Source organism: Halopseudomonas sp., from assembly GCF_036961105.1.
In the GTDB taxonomy this organism is placed as follows: domain Bacteria; phylum Pseudomonadota; class Gammaproteobacteria; order Pseudomonadales; family Pseudomonadaceae; genus Halopseudomonas.
This window is the reverse complement of the sequence record NZ_JBALWW010000003.1, coordinates 245723-262664: the sequence shown is the minus strand read 5'-3', so window position 1 is coordinate 262664 and position 16942 is coordinate 245723. Positions and strand designations below refer to the sequence as shown.

The 16942-nt window shown below is 60.9% G+C and carries 16 protein-coding genes; 9 read left to right on the top strand and 7 right to left on the bottom strand.

What is annotated here, in order from left to right:
- Positions 1-137: 137 nt before the first annotated feature.
- The 4 genes from V7756_RS05920 to V7756_RS05905 form a co-directional block, all read right to left on the bottom strand.
- The gene (locus tag V7756_RS05920) at positions 138-740 is read right to left on the bottom strand and encodes a tRNA-uridine aminocarboxypropyltransferase (protein ID WP_335609319.1); all 603 of its coding nucleotides are present in this window, start codon (positions 738-740) and stop codon (positions 138-140) included.
- Between the two features lie 76 nt (positions 741-816).
- Positions 817-936 (bottom strand): cytochrome c oxidase subunit CcoM, encoded by a 120-nt coding sequence (ccoM, locus tag V7756_RS05915; RefSeq protein ID WP_335609224.1) that lies wholly within the window; start codon positions 934-936, stop codon positions 817-819.
- Between the two features lie 91 nt (positions 937-1027).
- A complete protein-coding gene (locus tag V7756_RS05910; protein ID WP_335609223.1) occupies positions 1028-1210 on the bottom strand; it encodes a hypothetical protein in 183 nt (60 codons plus the stop codon).
- Positions 1211-1330: 120 nt separating this feature from the next.
- Complete coding sequence (locus tag V7756_RS05905; RefSeq protein ID WP_335609222.1) at positions 1331-1585, bottom strand: hypothetical protein; 255 nt, start codon at positions 1583-1585, stop codon at positions 1331-1333.
- A 246-nt stretch (positions 1586-1831) separates the two neighbouring features.
- Here V7756_RS05905 and rapA point away from each other — a divergent pair, with 246 nt between their 5' ends.
- Positions 1832-4672 carry an RNA polymerase-associated protein RapA gene (gene rapA, locus V7756_RS05900; protein WP_335609221.1) on the top strand — a complete coding sequence of 947 codons (2841 nt, stop codon included), beginning with the start codon at positions 1832-1834 and terminating at the stop codon, positions 4670-4672.
- 23 nt (positions 4673-4695) lie between these two features.
- Here the strand turns inward: rapA and V7756_RS05895 are convergent, their stop codons facing one another.
- Positions 4696-5907, bottom strand: a complete 1212-nt coding sequence (locus tag V7756_RS05895; RefSeq protein ID WP_335609220.1) for a patatin-like phospholipase family protein — start codon at positions 5905-5907, stop codon at positions 4696-4698.
- Positions 5907-6866, bottom strand: a complete 960-nt coding sequence (locus V7756_RS05890; RefSeq protein ID WP_335609219.1) for a lipid A biosynthesis lauroyl acyltransferase — start codon at positions 6864-6866, stop codon at positions 5907-5909. The genes V7756_RS05895 and V7756_RS05890 overlap by 1 nt, the downstream gene beginning before the upstream one ends.
- A gap of 107 nt (positions 6867-6973) precedes the next feature.
- Between V7756_RS05890 and minC the strand changes: the two genes are divergently transcribed.
- The 5 genes from minC to V7756_RS05865 all read left to right on the top strand — a co-directional run bounded on the left by minC (position 6974) and on the right by V7756_RS05865 (position 10943).
- A complete protein-coding gene (minC, locus tag V7756_RS05885) occupies positions 6974-7729 on the top strand; it encodes a septum site-determining protein MinC (RefSeq protein ID WP_335609218.1) in 756 nt (251 codons plus the stop codon).
- 146 nt (positions 7730-7875) lie between these two features.
- Positions 7876-8685 (top strand): septum site-determining protein MinD, encoded by an 810-nt coding sequence (gene minD / locus V7756_RS05880; RefSeq protein ID WP_335609217.1) that lies wholly within the window; start codon positions 7876-7878, stop codon positions 8683-8685.
- Positions 8686-8943 (top strand): cell division topological specificity factor MinE, encoded by a 258-nt coding sequence (gene minE, locus V7756_RS05875; RefSeq protein ID WP_335609216.1) that lies wholly within the window; start codon positions 8686-8688, stop codon positions 8941-8943.
- Positions 8944-8985: 42 nt separating this feature from the next.
- Positions 8986-9621, top strand: a complete 636-nt coding sequence (locus V7756_RS05870; RefSeq protein ID WP_335609215.1) for an RluA family pseudouridine synthase — start codon at positions 8986-8988, stop codon at positions 9619-9621.
- A gap of 26 nt (positions 9622-9647) precedes the next feature.
- Entirely contained in the window at positions 9648-10943 is a 1296-nt protein-coding gene (locus tag V7756_RS05865; RefSeq protein WP_335609214.1) for a M18 family aminopeptidase, read from the top strand.
- Positions 10944-11001: 58 nt separating this feature from the next.
- On the opposite strand, the gene V7756_RS05860 is transcribed toward V7756_RS05865, so the two are convergent.
- Positions 11002-11955 carry an NAD(P)H-quinone oxidoreductase gene (locus tag V7756_RS05860; RefSeq protein WP_442908960.1) on the bottom strand — a complete coding sequence of 318 codons (954 nt, stop codon included), beginning with the start codon at positions 11953-11955 and terminating at the stop codon, positions 11002-11004.
- Positions 11956-12053: 98 nt separating this feature from the next.
- Between V7756_RS05860 and V7756_RS05855 the strand changes: the two genes are divergently transcribed.
- The 3 genes from V7756_RS05855 to V7756_RS05845 all read left to right on the top strand — a co-directional run bounded on the left by V7756_RS05855 (position 12054) and on the right by V7756_RS05845 (position 16864).
- The gene (locus tag V7756_RS05855; RefSeq protein WP_335609213.1) at positions 12054-14144 is read left to right on the top strand and encodes a carboxy terminal-processing peptidase; all 2091 of its coding nucleotides are present in this window, start codon (positions 12054-12056) and stop codon (positions 14142-14144) included.
- Positions 14145-14277: 133 nt separating this feature from the next.
- Positions 14278-16080: a bifunctional diguanylate cyclase/phosphodiesterase gene (locus tag V7756_RS05850; protein ID WP_335609212.1), complete on the top strand. Its 1803-nt coding sequence runs from the start codon at positions 14278-14280 to the stop codon at positions 16078-16080.
- Positions 16081-16129: 49 nt separating this feature from the next.
- Entirely contained in the window at positions 16130-16864 is a 735-nt protein-coding gene (locus V7756_RS05845) for a substrate-binding periplasmic protein (RefSeq protein ID WP_335609211.1), read from the top strand.
- The last annotated feature ends 78 nt before the right edge of the window (positions 16865-16942 follow it).

Below are 16942 nucleotides of genomic sequence, written 5' to 3'. Positions count from 1 at the left end.
CGACCATCCACGCAACAATTGCCGGTGGCCTGAAAAGCTAGCATCGATTGGAACAGGACTGGCCATGAACCGGGCTCAGGCCAACGGCAGAGCCACATCTTTATGCGGCGGACGGGTCATGCGGCTCATCCTGGCCGTCAACGGGGGTAATTGCGCGCATAGACGTCCTGCCCCATGGCGTTTATCTGTGCCTCGATCAGGGCATCAAAGGGCAACAGTAGAGGTTCAACGGGTAACTGTGGCTCCAGCAGGCGCAACGCCTCGACACCCGCCTCGATACTCGACAGCGCCCCTGCCTGTGGCACCTTGCGCAGACGGTAACGGCTGTGAAGGCCAGCGGGCAAACTGGCTCTGGGCAGTGACTGCAGAACAGGATTCAGGTGCAGCAACTTGCGCGCCTTGCGCCAGGTGCCGTCCAGCAACACCAGTCGGCGCGGCCGGGTGGCGTTTGAACTGGCAGTCAGGACGGGAACCTGCGGCCCGGGGAACAGCAATTCTGTTTGCCACTGCGGATCCTGCAGCAGCGCCAACCAACGCGGGTGATCGCTGAGCAGTTCAGTGACCAGCAGCTCCGCCCGCTGCAGCCCCAGTGCCAGCAAGCGCCCGGTATTGAGAGCGTGCTTTTGCTCGGACGGATGCTGCAATACCAGAAGGTGGGTATGGTTGGGCAAGCTCGGAATCAGCGGGCAGAGACAATGCCCGGCGGGGCGCAAACAACGATCGCAACGCGAGCGACGGATGGAATCAGAAGTGGGCATAAAGGGCTGCCGTTGTGCACAGACCCAGCATTATGCCCCAACTGGGCTCATTCTCGCCTCAGGGCTTGTTTTTTGACTTCTTGATGTCGCTCCAGATGAACATGCCCACGCCACCAAAAAAAGCCAGCATGAGCGCGACTGTGATCAGACCTGCAATTACCGCTGCATCGATATACATGGGGCACCTCCTGCGTTATCCATGAATGCAGGTTATGCCGGCGCAGGCCAGGGAATATTGACGAGGATCAAGGAAGTGCTGCGCAACAATCTCAGCGCGGCTTTTTCTTGCGCTTCTTGCGGCTCTTGGTTGCGGATTTAGTGTCGGCCAGCGGCAACGCCTGGGCAAAGGCGCTACGCATGGCTTCGAGGCGTGCATCATGGATATCGTGAATGCGCTGACGCCGCGCCTCAGCCAGATCCACGATGACAGGTGTTCGGGTTTTATCAGACATGCCTTACACCCCTGACGTCAGGCCGGCCGCACTGGCGGCGCACTTGGGTTGCTGAAACGGCGTGGGGCCAATGACCGAATAACCAAAAGCCCACACAATGCCCATTAGCCTAGCACCGCGTCAGACCTCAATGTCAACCAGCAGACCCTTGGTAGGCAGATCGAACTCTTGCGCCTGGGCCGCATCCGCCTGGCGCGTGAAGCGACGACGCTTGCGCCTGCGCTCCGGCCAGCGACCGTTATCGCGCTGGCGACGCTCTACCGGGGCCACTGTCGCAGAGTCCACGGAGGCAGACGCCTGCGCGGGCTCTACCTGGCGCTTGAACTTCACCGGGTCATTCTGGGCCCCCGCCGGGGGTATCCCTGGAATCAGCATAGTGCGTAGCCTCAATAAAGCCGTCAGGCACCCTGCCCCGGCTCGATATATAAAGTTGTCTACACTGTATCGACTGCAAAGATCGCGCCTTTACTGCAACAAATGTGATGCACACCACATAATTGAACGTTTTTTAACCAAAGGCAAAGCGAGTTCGGCCGCCCTCCAGTTGCACACTGAGGTTTCTGCATCCCGGGCGATCAGTTAAGATGTGCGCCCTTTTTTTCGCACGGTCAGGAGAGAGGCATGGCAGGATTTATCCCGGGACAGCGCTGGGTCAGCGACAGCGAATCGGAACTGGGGCTGGGCACTGTGCTCTCTCAGGATGACCGATTGGTGGTGGTGCTCTACCCCGCCAGTGGCGAGACGCGGCATTACGCCCTGCGCAATGCGCCGCTGACGCGGGTACGCTTCAGCCCTGGTGACAGCATCAGCCATCACGAAGGCTGGAGCATTACCGTCAGCGAAGTGGGCGAGGAAGAGGGTCTGCTGGTCTATACCGGGCTGCGCGAAGACGGTAGCGAGGCCACCTTTGCCGAAACCATGCTCGACAACTTCATCCAGTTTCGACTGGCCAGCGACCGCCTGTTTGCCAGCCAGATCGACCCGCTGCCCTGGTTCAGCCTGCGCTTCGAGAGCCTGCGTCACTTCTGCCGTATCCAGCGTTCGCCGCTGCTGGGATTGGCTGGTGTACGCACCCAGCCTATCGGCCATCAGCTGCATATCGCGCGCGACGTTGCCGACCGCATGGCGCCCCGGGTACTGCTGGCTGATGAGGTAGGGCTGGGCAAGACCATCGAAGCCGGCCTTATTCTGCATCGCCAGATCCAGACCGGGCGCATCCGCCGGGTGCTGATCGTGGTGCCGGAGAACCTGCAGCACCAATGGCTGGTGGAAATGCGCCGCCGCTTCAATCTGCAGTTTGCGCTGTTCAACCCCGACCGCTGCGCGGGTGCCGAAGAAAACCCGTTCGAAGAAGAGCAACTGGCGCTGGTGGCGCTGGAATTTCTGCTGGAGAACGACAAGGTCAGCGACTACGTTCAGCAAACCGACTGGGACATGCTGATTGTCGACGAGGCCCATCATCTGGTCTGGCATGAAGACCAGCCCAGCGCCGAATATCAACTGGTAGAAAGCCTGGCGCGCCAAATCCCCTCCGTGCTATTGCTCACCGCCACCCCGGAGCAACTCGGCCAGGCCAGTCACTTTGCCCGCCTGCGCCTGCTGGATCCGGACCGCTTTCATAGCCTGTCCGAGTTCGTTGCAGAAGCCGAACGCTATCAGCCGGTCGCCGATGCAGTGCAGCATCTGCTTGAGGCTGATCAACTTACCGCCGCCGACCAGAGCGCAATCACTGACTGGCTGGGCAGCAGCGCTGAGGCGCAGTTGGCCGAGCTGGGCAGCAAGGGTGAAGCCGCAGACAACGCGCGCGACAGCCTGGTACGCCAATTGCTTGATCGCCACGGCACTGGCCGCGTGCTTTATCGCAACACCCGCGCCGCGATTTCCGGCTTCCCGGAGCGTCAGCTGCATGCCTATCCACTGCCGTGCCCCGAGCTGTATCACGGCTACGAAGGCCGCGTTGCGCTCTATCCCGAGCAACCGCTGCAGGCCGACTTTGATGCCGCCGATACCATGTGGTGGCTGGAAGATCCGCGTGTCGAATGGCTGATTGATACGCTCAAGCTACTCAAGCGCAGCAAGGTACTGGTCATCTGCGCCCACGCCGAAACCGCGCTTGATCTGGAAGACGCGCTGCGCGTGCGCAGTGGCGTACCGGCCACCGTATTCCATGAAGGCATGAGCATCATCGAGCGTGACCGCGCTGCCGCCTTCTTCGCCGACGAGGAGTTTGGCGCCCAGGTCATGATCTGCTCGGAAATCGGCAGTGAGGGCCGCAACTTCCAGTTCGCGCACCACCTGGTCATGTTCGACCTGCCCGGCCACCCCGACCTGCTCGAGCAGCGCATTGGCCGCCTGGATCGCATCGGTCAGCGCGAAACCATCCAGCTGCATATCCCCTATATCGAAGATACCGCTCAACAGCGCCTGTTCGAGTGGTACCACGAGGCGCTCAACGCTTTCCAAAGCACCTGTCCGGCCGGTAATGCGCTGCAGCATGCCTTTGGCAGCAAGCTGCTGCAGCAGCTCGACCATCCGCAGCCCGCGCAATGGCAGAAACTGCTGGAGCAGGCACGCGAACAGCGCCTGGCGATGGAGCAGGACCTGCACAACGGACGCGATCGGCTGCTGGAACTGCATTCGCGTGGGCATCATGACTCCGCACAGATGATCGCCACCATCGAACAGCAGGACAACGACTTCCAGTTGCCCATCTATATGGAACGCTTGTTCGACGTATTCGGCATCGACAGCGACGACCACTCCGACAACGCTCTGGTATTGCGTCCCGGCGAACGCATGCTGGATGCCGGCTTCCCGCTCGGCGACGATGAAGGCGTTACTATCACCTACGACCGCGAGACTGCGCTGTCACGCGAAGACATGCAGTTCCTTACCTGGGAACACCCCATGCTGCAGGGTGGCATGGATCTGGTGCTCTCCGGCAGCATGGGCAACAGCTCGGTTGGTTTGCTCAAGAACAAGGCACTCAAACCTGGCACCATGCTGCTGGAATGCATCTACGTATGCGAGGCAATAGCTCCGCGCACGCTGCAGTTGCAGCGCTATCTGCCGCCAACCCCGATTCGTTGCCTGCTGGATGCCAACGGCAACGACCTGGCCGCCAAGGTAAGCTTCGATACCCTGGATGGGCAGGTCGAATCACTGCCCCGGCAACTGGCTACCAAAGTGGCCAAGACCCAGCGCGAGCCGGTCGAAGCGCTGCTCAAGCACGCCGAAGCGGCGGCCGAAGGCCAGCACCAGCAACTGGTGAGCGACGCCAGGGCACGCTTCAGCCGCGAGCTGGAAGAAGAGATACAGCGCCTGCAAGCCTTGCAGGCGGTCAATCCGCTGGTACGCGAGGACGAAATCAGTGCACTGGAGCGCCAGTACGAACAGGGCAACCACGTGCTGCAGCAGGCCAAGCTACGGTTGGACGCCATCCGGATTCTGGTGGTGGGATAAGGCGCAAGGCCGGCGGCGGTCGATCAGACTCCGCCGGCATGATCCTCGGTTTCATTCGGTTCCTGCAGCGGACACAGCAGCCCGAGAAAACGCTGCAAGGCTTCGCTCTTGGCCAGAGCATCGCGACGTCCCAGCTCGATCAACTCCTGACAGTACTCCGCCTCGAACAGCAGATAGCTGAGTACACTGCCGCCCGAGGCGCGCGTCGCGCCGCTACCGCGCAGAAACGCGCGCAGGCTGCGCGGCAACGCCTTGCGGTGCCGGGCAGCAATCAGGTTCAAGGGTTCGCTTGGCGAAATGATCTGTACTTCCACCTGACGCACACCCCTGCCATTGTGCCGCGACCCGGTGGGCAGGTAGCCGGCCAGGCGGTTCATCCGCTCCAGCAACTCCACATCGGCTTCCAGATTATCCACAAAAGTGCTGCTCAACAGATGGCCACCAATTTGTGCCAGGGTGGGCGGCAGCGCTGCCCGCAGGCGCGGCCCGCGCCGACCGCCGGCAGGCTGGTTCGATAGATTGTCCGATACCCCGATCACCAGTATCCGGTTGGCGCCCAGGTGCAGTGCCGGACTGATCGGCGCCTGTTGCCGTACGGCGCCGTCACCAAACCATTCGCGGTTGAGCTGCACGGGCGGGAACACCAGGGGTATGGCGGCGGAAGCCATGAGATGCTCCAGGCCCAGGCGCGTCTGCACGCCCACACGGCGATGCCTGGCCCACGGTGAAATACGTTCATGCCCCTGATAGAAATTGACCGACTCGGCAGACTGATAGCCGAAGGCACTGACCGAGATCGCGCGCAACAGCCCACTTTGCAAGCTGTCGTCGATCTGGCCGAACTTGAGCGTGTGCTCCAGCAGCGCGCGCAGCGGGGCGTTGTCCAGCAGCGCCGTGGGCTGTTTGCTCGGCACGCCCAGCAAATTGGCCCGCGCCCAACGCCAGGCCTGCGCAGTGACGCCTGGCCAGTCGCTGCGGTAGACCTGCTCGCAGCGAAACTGCGACCACACAGCCTGCAAGCGCTGCACCCCACCGGCAAAATGCCGAGCGTTACTGGCCAGCGCCACGGCATTGATGGCGCCGGCTGACGTACCACAAATTACCGGGAAGGGGCTGGCAGCGCCCGCCGGCAACAACTCGGCGATCACCGAGAGCACACCCACCTGGTAAGCCGCCCTGGCGCCACCCCCGGAGAGGATCAGTCCGGTGCAGTCGCTGGGTCTTTGCATATACATCAGCGGCGGCTGCGCCGGCGCCGACGCCGATTGCGTTTGGCATAAGGCCGGGCCACGCCTTCGGGGCGGGTCTTGAAGCGGCGGTGTACCCACATGTACTGCTCTGGCTGAGTGGCTACCGCCTGCTCTACCCACTGGTTTATGCGCAGCGCATCGGCCACATCATCACCGCCCGGAAAGTCCTGCAGTGGCGGATGAATGATCAACTGATAACCCTGCGCATTGGGCAAACGGCGCTGGGTGAAAGGCACCACCTGCGCCTTGCCCAGCCGGGCAAAGGTGCTAGTGGCGGTCACTGTGGCGGCCTCGACACCGAACAGCGGCACGAAGACGCTCGCCTTGCGGCCATAATCCTGGTCCGGCGCGTACCAGATGGCCCTGCCGCTGCGCAGTGAGCGCATCATGCTGCGCACATCCTCGCGCTCGACCGCCTTGGCATCGCGGTTGTGCCGTTCACGGCCGCGTCGTTGCACATAGTCAAAGGCTGCATTGCGGTGCTCGCGGTACATGCCGTCGATGGTCACCACCTGCCCCAGCAGCGCGGCGCCTATTTCCAGGGTGGTGAAATGCAGCGACATCAACACTACGCCCTGCCCTCTGGCAGCCGCGTTACGCAGGTGCTCGATACCTTCTATATGCGCCAGGCGCGCCAGCCGCTGTTTTGGCCACCACCAGGCCATGGCCATCTCGAACAAGGCAATACCATTGGAGGCAAAATTCTCGCGCAGCAACTGCTCGCGCTGCTGCCTGCTCATCTGCGGAAAGCACAGTTCCAGATTGACCCGGGCCACTTCGCGGCGGTCCGCCATGAACCAGTACATCAGTTTGCCAAGCACCCGACCCAGTCCCAGCAGGCACGCATAGGGTAACTGCACCACCAGCCACAGCAGCCCCAGGCCCAGCCACAACAGCCAATAGCGGGGATGCAATAGCGCTCGGGAAAAAACCGCGTGATCCATTAGGGTGTCCATTTGTGCAAAAGCACATTCTAACCAAGCTGCGCACGGCTTGCGATCAGCGTAGTCAATCTATATAAGTGTGCCCATTAATGCGAAACGGAAAGAACATGACTGCTGACACCACTCTGGACCTGCTCGACAACGACCCGGTATTCCACCTCAAGGGCGGCATGCTGACCATGACGGTAGTTGAACTGGCGCGCCTGTCACACGACCATTTTGCCCGTCAGTTGGCCGAAAAGGTCGAGCAGGCGCCCAACTTCTTCGTCGACACCCCGGTGGTGATCGCGCTCGATAAACTCACCGACAAGATCGACGCCACCGCGCTGAAAACCCTGCTGGCGACCTGCCGCGAGCACGGTCTGCAGCCGGTAGCATTGCGCGGCGGCGAAGACTTTCGCTCGCTGGCGCAAAGCGCCGGCATGGTATTGATCCCGGTCGGACGGCAGCGCGAGAAGCTGATAGAAACCCCGGCCCCGGTCGCGCAGCCCGCTCCAGCGCCCGCTGCAGAGACGGCAAAGGCAGCTCTCAGCGCGGGTGGTCGGCTGATCACCGAACCGGTTCGCTCCGGGCAGCAGGTTTACGCCCGGGGCGGCGATCTGGTGGTTATGGCACCGGTGAGCGCGGGCGCCGAGTTGCTGGCCGATGGGCATATTCACGTTTACGGCCCCTTGCGCGGGCGCGCCCTGGCGGGCGTACAAGGCAATACCGAGGCGCGCATCTTCTGCCAGAACCTTGAAGCCGAGTTGGTGTCTATCGCCGGGCAATACAAGGTCGCAGAAGATCTGCGCAAAGAGCAGCACTGGAAACAGGCAGTACATATCACTTTGGCGGGTGACAGCTTGAAGATCACCGCCCTTTAACAGATACTGTTCAGCCATTCGGGGGCGCCCGCCAAGCGTGGCTCCTGGCCAACATCTGGGCTCCCCCAAGGCAACATCTTTCGCGTTGCGAGCTTCGTTTTCAGCGCCGCACTCCACCATTAGAGAAATTCGACAGGAAGGTCATTTTGGCAAAGATCATCGTCGTCACATCAGGCAAGGGCGGGGTGGGCAAAACCACTACCAGCGCTGCCATAGGTACCGGTTTGGCACTGCGCGGCTTCAAGACCGTCATCGTCGACTTCGACGTGGGTCTGCGCAACCTGGACCTGATCATGGGTTGCGAGCGGCGCGTCGTGTATGACTTCGTGAACCTGATCAATGGCGACTCCAACCTGAATCAGACCCTGATCAAGGACAAGCGCTCCGAAAACCTGTTCATCCTGCCCGCCTCGCAAACCCGCGACAAAGACGCGCTGACACCTGAGGGCGTCGAGCGCGTGCTGAACGAGCTGAAGGAAACCTTTGACTATATCGTCTGCGACTCCCCCGCCGGGATCGAGAAGGGCGCGCATCTGGCGATGTATTTTGCCGATGAGGCTGTGGTGGTGACCAACCCTGAAGTCTCCTCTGTGCGTGACTCCGACCGCATGCTGGGCCTGCTGGCAAGCAAATCCAAGCGCGCCGAAAGCGGTGAAAAGATCAAGGAACACCTGCTGCTGACCCGCTACAACCCCGAGCGCGTCGAGAACGGCGAAATGCTGTCGGTCAGCGATGTGGAAGACATCCTGTCGATCCCCCTGCTGGGCGTAATCCCCGAATCTCAGGCAGTGCTCAAGGCATCCAACCAGGGCGTTCCGGTGATCATGGACGACAAGAGCGACGCCGGTCAGGCCTATGCTGATGCCGTCGAGCGCCTGCTGGGCAAGGACATGCCGCACCGTTTCCTGGAACTGCAGAAGAAGGGGCTGCTGCAGCGCCTGTTCGGAGGTCGCTAAATGAGCATCTTCGACTACTTCCGCGACCGCAAGAAACCGGCGACGGCTTCCATCGCCAAAGAGCGCCTGCAGATCATAGTCGCCCACGAGCGTGGCCAGCGTAACCAGCCCGATTACCTGCCGCAGCTGCAGCAGGAAATCATCGACGTGATCAGCAAGTACGTGCAGATCGACCGTGATCAGGTACATGTGGCACTCGACAATCAGGATGACTGCTCCATCCTCGAGCTGAACATCACCCTGCCGGAACGCCCCTGAAGACAATGCGCCACCCATCTCGGGTGGCGCAGCGGAACACCCATGCCCCTGACCGATATTGGCATCCTGCACCAGGATCCCGCCTTTCTGATCGTCAACAAGCCGACCCTGCTGCTCTCCGTACCGGGCCGCGCCGACGATAACAAGGATTGTCTGATCACCCGCCTGCAGGACAACGGCTACCCCGAGGCGCGCATCGTGCATCGTCTTGACTGGGAAACCTCCGGCCTGCTGGTGATTGCCCGCAACCCGGATGCGCATCGCGAATTGTCGCGCCAGTTCCACGACCGCGAGACCGAGAAAACCTACATCGCGCTGTGCTGGGGTCAGCCGGCAACGGATTCCGGACATATCGACCTGCCGCTGCGCTATGATCCACCCAACAAGCCAAGACACATCGTTGACCACGAGCTGGGCAAGCATGCGCAGACTTTCTGGCAGATAACCGAGCGTCATGGGGATTACTGCCGCGTCGAGCTGACACCGATTACCGGACGCTCGCACCAGTTGCGTGTGCACATGCTCGCCATTGGCCATCCGCTGCTGGGCGATCGGCTATACGCCCATGAACAGGCTTTGCAGGCGTGCCCGCGCCTGGCCCTGCACGCCGCGCGGCTGATCATCACCCACCCGGAAAGTGGCGAGCGCATGGCCTTCGAGTGTCCCAGCCCGTTTTGAATCACATTGCCATCCAGGAGTCCGGCATGTCGAACACCGCCTTGAATCAGGATCTGGCTGATTTCATCCTTCAGTCGCCCACGCCCTTTCATGCCACCGCCACTTTGCGAGCACGGCTGCTGGAGGCCGGTTATACCGCCCTGGATGAGCGCGCCGACTGGCAACTCGAAAGCGGGGGCAAATATCTCGTCACCCGCAACGATTCCTCGCTGATTGCCTTTCAATTGGGCGATGCAGATAGCTTTCAACGTGGCATTCGCCTGGTAGGCGCGCACACTGACAGCCCCTGCCTGCGGGTCAAGCCGCAGCCGGAGCTGAACCAGCAGGGCCTTTGGCAACTGGGCGTGGAAGTCTACGGCGGCGCCCTGCTCTCGCCCTGGTTTGACCGCGACCTGTCGCTGGCTGGCCGGGTCAGCTTTCGGGATAGCGCAGGGCGCATCTCCAGCCGCCTGATCGACTTCAAGCGGCCGATTGCGGTCATCCCCAGCCTGGCGATCCACCTCAACCGGGGCGTCAACGACGGCCAGCCCATCAATGCCCAGACCGACCTGCCCCCGGTACTGGCGCACAGCCTGGACCCGGCGCGCGACTTGCGCAGGCTGCTGGCCGAGCAGCTCGAGCGCGAGCACGCCGACTGCGGCGAAGTTGCCATACTCGATTACGAGCTGAGCTTCTACGACACCCAGCCACCTGCCACCATCGGCCTGGACAACGACTTCTTCAGCGCGGCCCGCCTGGACAATCTTCTGTCCTGCCATGCCGGTCTGACCGCGCTGCTCAATGCCAGCAGCGAGCAGGCCTGCCTGCTGGTCTGCACCGATCACGAAGAGATCGGCTCCAGCTCCTGCTGTGGTGCCGACGGCCCTTTCCTGGAGGACGTGCTCTGCCGCCTGATACCCGACGCCACTCAGCGCGTGCAAGTCATTCAGCGCTCGCTACTGGTGTCCGCCGACAACGCTCACGCCGTACATCCCAACTTTGCCGCCAAGCATGACGAGAATCACGGCCCCAAGCTCAACGCCGGGCCGGTGATCAAGATCAACAGCAATCAGCGCTATGCCACCAGTAGCGAAACCGCCGCCTTCTTCCGTGCACTGTGCCAGGCGGCGCAGGTGCCAGTGCAGAGCTTTGTGGTGCGCAGTGATATGGGCTGCGGCAGCACCATAGGCCCTATCACGGCTAGCCGCCTGGGGGTGCGCACCGTGGACGTTGGCGCTCCCACCTTTGCCATGCACTCGATCCGCGAGCTCGCCGGCAGCCGCGACCCAGGCTATCTGACTACCGTGCTGCGTCACTTCTTCAATAGCCCGCAGCTTATCTAGCCGCAATAAAAAACCCCGCCGGGCTTGCAACTCGACGGGGTTTTTCGTTCAACCAGGCTCAGATATCGCGCAGCAGTATCACCTTGCCAATCACCTGGTCGCTGGCCAACTCATCAAAGGCCGCAGTGGCATCCTCGAAGCTGAAGGTCTTGGCCACCAGCGGGCGCAGTTCACCCTTGGCGAACAACGGCATCAGGCGCTGCTCCATATCTGCCAGCAGCGTGGCCTTGAACTGCGCATCACGGGTGCGCAAGGTAGAGCCAATCAGCCGCAAGCGCTTGGCCAATACCTTGCCCAGATCCAGCTTGGCTTCACGCCCACCCATCAGACCAATAAGCACCCAGCGACCATCCAGCGCCAGCAGGTCAAGATGATCAGCCGCGTAGTTTGCACCTACCGGGTCCAGTACCACATCGAACGGACCTTCGCTCTGCAGGGCTGCGATACCGCCCTGACGCAGTGCTCCGCCCTCAGCGCCCAGCTCGATGCAGGCGTCCAGCTTGTCCTGGCTTCCCACAGTCACCCAACACGGGTTGCCCTGGGCCTTGCACAGCTGGATGGCGGCAGTACCCACGCCGCTCGCGCCAGCGTGAATCAAGACTTTTTCACCCGAACGGGCGTTGCCCAACTCGAAAATGTTAAGCCAGGCAGTGCTGAATACCTCCGGTATCGCGGCGGCTTCTGCCCAGCCAAGGTTGGCCGGCACCGAAAGCAGGTGCCGCTCGTCGACTACCACCTCATCTGCCATACCACCACCGGCCAGCAATGCGCATACGCGATCGCCCACATGCCAGCGGGTACCTTCGGCCACTTCTACAACCTCACCGGCACACTCCAGCCCCAGCACGCTGGTGACACCTGCGGGTGGTGGATACATACCGGCCTTCTGCAACAGGTCGGCGCGATTCAGACCCGCGGCCATGACCTTGACACGAACCTGACCCGGCTCCAGCTTTTGCGCTACCTGCTGCTGCCAAACCAGTGCTCCGCCCTCGGCTTGCAATCCTCTCACACTGCCTCCATAGTTCATTCAATAGGTGAATACAGGCGGGAACTCAGTGCCCCGCGCAACCTCTATAAAGCATACTCTCTCCGGATACGATACCCCAGATGAAAGGTTCCAACACCCTGCGCCAGTCATGCCTGATAGCTCTGCTGTCGATCAGCGCCACCAGTTTCGCCGCAGAGAAGGCCGCGACGCTCGATCTTGAGCAGTTGCAACCAACCCGCGACCAAGTGGTCGCCAGCTTGAATACGGTAGAGTTGCTGCGCCGCCATCACTACAATCGCACCCGCCTGGACGATGCCCTGTCAGCGCAGGTTTATGACACCTACCTGAAACACCTGGATGCGCAGCGCAGCCTGTTCAGCCAACAGGACATAGACAGCTTTGCAGAAAATCGCCTGCGCATGGATGACCTGCTGCTCAGTGGTGATCTGAGCGTCGGCTTCAACATGCACAAACGTCAGTTGGAGCGGCTCCAGCAACGCCTGGACTTTTCGCTCGACCTGCTGGAAAACCAGCTTGCCAGTCTCGACTTCTCCACTGACCAGAGCATTCTGGTCGACCGTGAAGATGCCACCTGGCCCAAGGACGAAGAAGCGCTGCAGCAGCTCTGGCGCGCTCAGCTGAAAGATGAAGTACTACGCCTGAAGCTATCCGGCAAGAGCGTGGAAGAGATTCAGACACAACTGGTCAAACGCTATAAGGGTCAGCAGATTCGCATCAGCCAGACCCGCTCGGAAGATATCTTCCAGAACTACATCAACGCCCTGGCCCAGGTCTACGACCCGCATACCCAATACCTGTCGCCGGAGAACGCAGAGAACTTCGATATCAACATGAGCCTGTCGCTCGAAGGTATCGGCGCGGTGCTGCAGAGCGATAACGAATACACCAAGATCATGCGCCTGGTGCCCGCCGGCCCCGCCCAGCGGAGCCAGCAGCTGGCTGCGGCCGACCGCATCGTTGGGGTAGCCCAGGCAGATGAGGAAATGACCGACGTTATCGGCTGGCGCCTGGATGAAGTGGTCAAGCTGATTCGTGGACCCAAGGGCTCCAATGTGCGCCTGGAAGTCATACCCGCCAGCAACCCGCCGGGCGACATGAGCAGCAAGGTAGTCAACCTGACCCGTGAGGCCATCAAGCTGGAAGATCAGGCTGCCAAATCGCGCATCATCGAACTGAACAATCAGGGCCACGATTACCGTATTGGCGTCATCGACCTGCCCGGCTTCTATATTGACTTCAAAGCCTACCGTCAGGGTGACCCGAATTACCGCAGCACGACCCGCGACGTACGGCGCTTGCTGGATGAGCTGCAGGAAGAGAAGGTCGACGGTGTGGTATTGGATCTGCGCGACAACGGTGGCGGCTCGCTGCAGGAAGCGACCGAATTGACCGGCCTGTTCATCGAACAGGGACCCACGGTTCTGGTACGCAACACCGAAGGCGACGTACAGGTGCTGGATGACCCCGAGACTGGCGTCAGCTACAAGGGACCATTGGCAGTGCTGGTCAATCGCCTATCGGCTTCGGCCTCGGAGATCTTTGCCGGTGCCATGCAGGATTACGGTCGCGCACTCGTGATCGGCGAGCCCACCTTCGGCAAGGGCACGGTCCAATCTATTCAGCCGCTCAATCACGGCGAACTGAAGCTCACTCTGGCGAAGTTCTATCGCGTCTCGGGACAGAGCACCCAGCACCGCGGCGTAGTGCCCGACATCGGCTATCCCTCGCTGCTCGACAGCAAGGAAATTGGCGAAAGCGCCCTGCCCCACGCCATGCCTTGGGACACCATCCCACCGGCACGCTACAGCAGCAGCCAGCAGCTCAAGCCCTTCCTGCAACAACTGCAGAAGGATCATGAAGTGCGCGCCGCCAAGGATCCCGATTTCATCTACACCCTGGCACGCCTGGGCCTGGATGATGAAATCAAGGCTCGTACCACCCTGCCGCTGAATGAAGACAAGCGCAAACAGCAACAGAACGACTACGAGTCTCGTCTGCTGGTGATGGAAAACGCCCGCCGTACAGCCAAGGGCGAAGAGCCGCTGAAAACCCTGGAGAAGGAAGATCCGGCAGACGAAGTGGCTCTGCACAACAGCGATGATGAAGAGCCAGACGCCTTCCTGATCGAGACCGGGCAGATCCTGATTGATCTGCTGCAGCTTGAACACCAGGTCGCCAAGGCCGACTAACGCGCAAGACTGTCACTTTTGTGTCATCTGCTGGTGGCACACTGCCTCGGTCAGGACAACTGCCCGTCAGTGTGCTTAGCCAGCACCCCCGGGCCGCCAGGTATGGCAACAAGACAATCGCCTGGGGCTCCCCATGACCGTTTCCGAACAACGCCAAGCGCTGCTTAATATCCTCAACCGCGGCGCGGTTTCCGTACTCTTCCAACCCATAGTGTCCAGCCTGGAGCAACGGGTAATCGGCTACGAAGCCTTGAGCCGAGGCCCCTCCGACAGCCCGCTGCACTCCCCGCTTACGCTCTTTGCCGTCGCTCGTCAGCATGGCATGCTGACCGAGCTCGAGATGCTCTGCCGCAGCCGCGCGATCAGCCGCTTCTGTGCACTCAAATTACCCGGCAAGCTGTTTCTCAACATTTCGCCGGAAAGCTTGCTGGAACAACAACATTATTCCGGCGGCACTTTGGCCATGCTGGATGCCAGCGGCCTGACGCCGGACCGGGTGATCATCGAACTCACCGAGCAGGCGCCCATAGATGATATTTCCCTGCTGCAAACCGCACTGCATCATTACCGCGACATGGGCTTTTCCATCGCGCTGGATGATCTGGGAGCCGGTTACTCGAGTTTGCGACTCTGGTCCGAATTGCATCCCGAATACGTCAAGATTGATCGCCACTTTATTGATGGCATCCATCAGGACTCGGTTAAACGCGAGTTTGTCAGCTCCATATTGCAAATGGCCAAGGCTTCACGCGCGCAGGTGATTGCCGAAGGCATAGAGCAGCCAGAAGAACTCGCGGTGCTGGAAGAGATCGGCATCGACTGGGTACAGGGCTACTGGCTGGGTCGCCCCGCAAGCCTGCCCACGGTAGACACTGAAAAACTGGCTGCCCGCCTGAATCAGCGCAGCGTCGACGGCAATGATGATGCCCCCATCCACAGCCTGTTGCTGCCGATTGCCGGGTTGCATGAAAGCACCAGCGTTCAGAGCGTTCTTGAGCGCTTCCAGCAGCAGCCTACGCTCAATACCCTGGCGATTCTTGACGACTATCAGCGCCCGATTGGCGCCGTTCAGCGGCATGCCCTGAGCCAGACCATGCTCAAGCCCTTTGCCCAGGAAATCTACAGCCGCAAGCCGATACGCAAATTGATGGATGAGGACTGCCTGCTGGTAGACATCCGCCAGAGCCTGCAGCGGGTCAGCCGTCTGCTCACCAGTCGCGCAAGACAGCGTCTGGAGGATGACTTCATCATCATCGATCAGGGAATATACAAGGGACTGGGCCGCGGCATTGATGTATTGCGGCAGATCACCGAGCTGAAACTGCAGCAGGCCAGACACGCCAACCCGCTCACCCTGCTGCCGGGCAATATTCCCATCCAGCAGTGCCTGGAAAGGCTGCTGGAGCAAGGTCTGGATGCCCAGCTCTGTTATGTAGATCTGGACAACTTCAAACCCTTCAATGACCTCTACGGGTACGGCAAGGGGGATGAGGTACTGCTGGCGCTCGCGCAGCTGCTGCGCGAACTCTGCGATCCGCAGAAGGACTTTGTCGGCCACATCGGCGGCGACGACTTCATGCTGGTCATGCGCAGCAGCGATTGGCGGCAACGCCTGAGCCAGTTGGATCAGCGTTTTCAACAGCTATGTCACAGCCTGTACCGGCCGGAACACATCAAGGAGCAAGGCTTCAGTGCGCCGGACCGCGAAGGACACTGGCGCAAGCACGACCTGCTCAACCTGTCGATCGGCGTATTACAACTGGGCGGGCAACATACCCAGGAGCTAAACCCGGCGTATCTGGCAGAACACGCCTCCAAGGCCAAACACGAGGCAAAGAAGGTGCGGGGCTTCAGCATCGCCCTGTCGAGCGCACTGCAACTCGCCAGCACAGCCGCCGGAGGCGAGCAAGCGGAGCAGCATTGCCAGGTGTTTTAACGGCACAATGAGCTAAGCTGAAACCTGCTTCACTAACGATGGGTTCGATGTGAGATTTTCCAGCTCTCGGCTTGCCTTGGCCGCTCTCGCGCTGTTTCCGCTGGCCGCCTATGCCGAGCCTCTGCGCTGGGGATACTCGCCCTCGGATCCTGCTCCTTATGTGAGCCTTGAGGGCAACGAACTGAGCAATTGCCTTACCCGAGAAATTGGCGAGGCAGTCGCCAGGGTCGCCGGTCGACAGATAACCTTTGTTGCCACCCCGAATAACCGCATTGACGAATCGCTGGCCAACAACAGGGTCCAGGTGATCTGCAACACCCTGCCTGAATGGCTACACAGCCCCGACCAGGTGCTTTGGACGCAGAGCCTGTACCAGGACGAAGACGTACTCATCACGCGCCGATCCGAACCGCCTCCAGGCTCGGTGGAGGCGCTAGGCAAAGCTATCGTCGGCACCACACTTGGCTATCACTATTCGCCAGAGCTGACCCGGGCTTTCAGCCAGCAGTTGCTGGTGCGCCATGATGTACGCGACCTGCCTACCCGCTTGCGCATGCTGGAGCGTGGGCGCCTTGATGCGGCAATCGATCTACGCCGTGCCGTGCAGTATCTGCTGCCCGAGAACCAGCAAGACTTCCATATCAGCCCTTGGCCGGTGCAGACCTTCGCGCTGCGCTGCGCTATTGCCCAGCCGGACGAGAGCGCCAGCCAGCAGCTCGCCCGAACCATAGATCAGATGATCGAACAGGGCCGTATTCTGCGAATCGTCGAAGGTTTTGATTGATCCATCCAGCCAGGCCGCGACTCTGCGGCGCTTACCCACAGAAGCTGTGGATAACTCTGTGCAAAAAAACCGGAAAAG

Bases quoted from the DNA above. Each gene is read 5' to 3' on its own strand.
- V7756_RS05855 (WP_335609213.1), top strand. From the start codon at position 12,054: ATGAAAGGTTCCAACACCCTGCGCCAGTCATGCCTGATAGCTCTGCTG.
- V7756_RS05895 (WP_335609220.1), bottom strand. From the start codon at position 5,907: ATGTATATGCAAAGACCCAGCGACTGCACCGGACTGATCCTCTCCGGG.
- rapA (WP_335609221.1), top strand. From the start codon at position 1,832: ATGGCAGGATTTATCCCGGGACAGCGCTGGGTCAGCGACAGCGAATCG.
- minC (WP_335609218.1), top strand. From the start codon at position 6,974: ATGACTGCTGACACCACTCTGGACCTGCTCGACAACGACCCGGTATTC.
- V7756_RS05870 (WP_335609215.1), top strand. From the start codon at position 8,986: ATGCCCCTGACCGATATTGGCATCCTGCACCAGGATCCCGCCTTTCTG.
- V7756_RS05890 (WP_335609219.1), bottom strand. From the start codon at position 6,866: ATGGATCACGCGGTTTTTTCCCGAGCGCTATTGCATCCCCGCTATTGG.
- V7756_RS05850 (WP_335609212.1), top strand. From the start codon at position 14,278: ATGACCGTTTCCGAACAACGCCAAGCGCTGCTTAATATCCTCAACCGC.
- V7756_RS05905 (WP_335609222.1), bottom strand. From the start codon at position 1,585: ATGCTGATTCCAGGGATACCCCCGGCGGGGGCCCAGAATGACCCGGTG.
- ccoM (WP_335609224.1), bottom strand. From the start codon at position 936: ATGTATATCGATGCAGCGGTAATTGCAGGTCTGATCACAGTCGCGCTC.
- minE (WP_335609216.1), top strand. From the start codon at position 8,686: ATGAGCATCTTCGACTACTTCCGCGACCGCAAGAAACCGGCGACGGCT.
- V7756_RS05910 (WP_335609223.1), bottom strand. From the start codon at position 1,210: ATGTCTGATAAAACCCGAACACCTGTCATCGTGGATCTGGCTGAGGCG.
- V7756_RS05865 (WP_335609214.1), top strand. From the start codon at position 9,648: ATGTCGAACACCGCCTTGAATCAGGATCTGGCTGATTTCATCCTTCAG.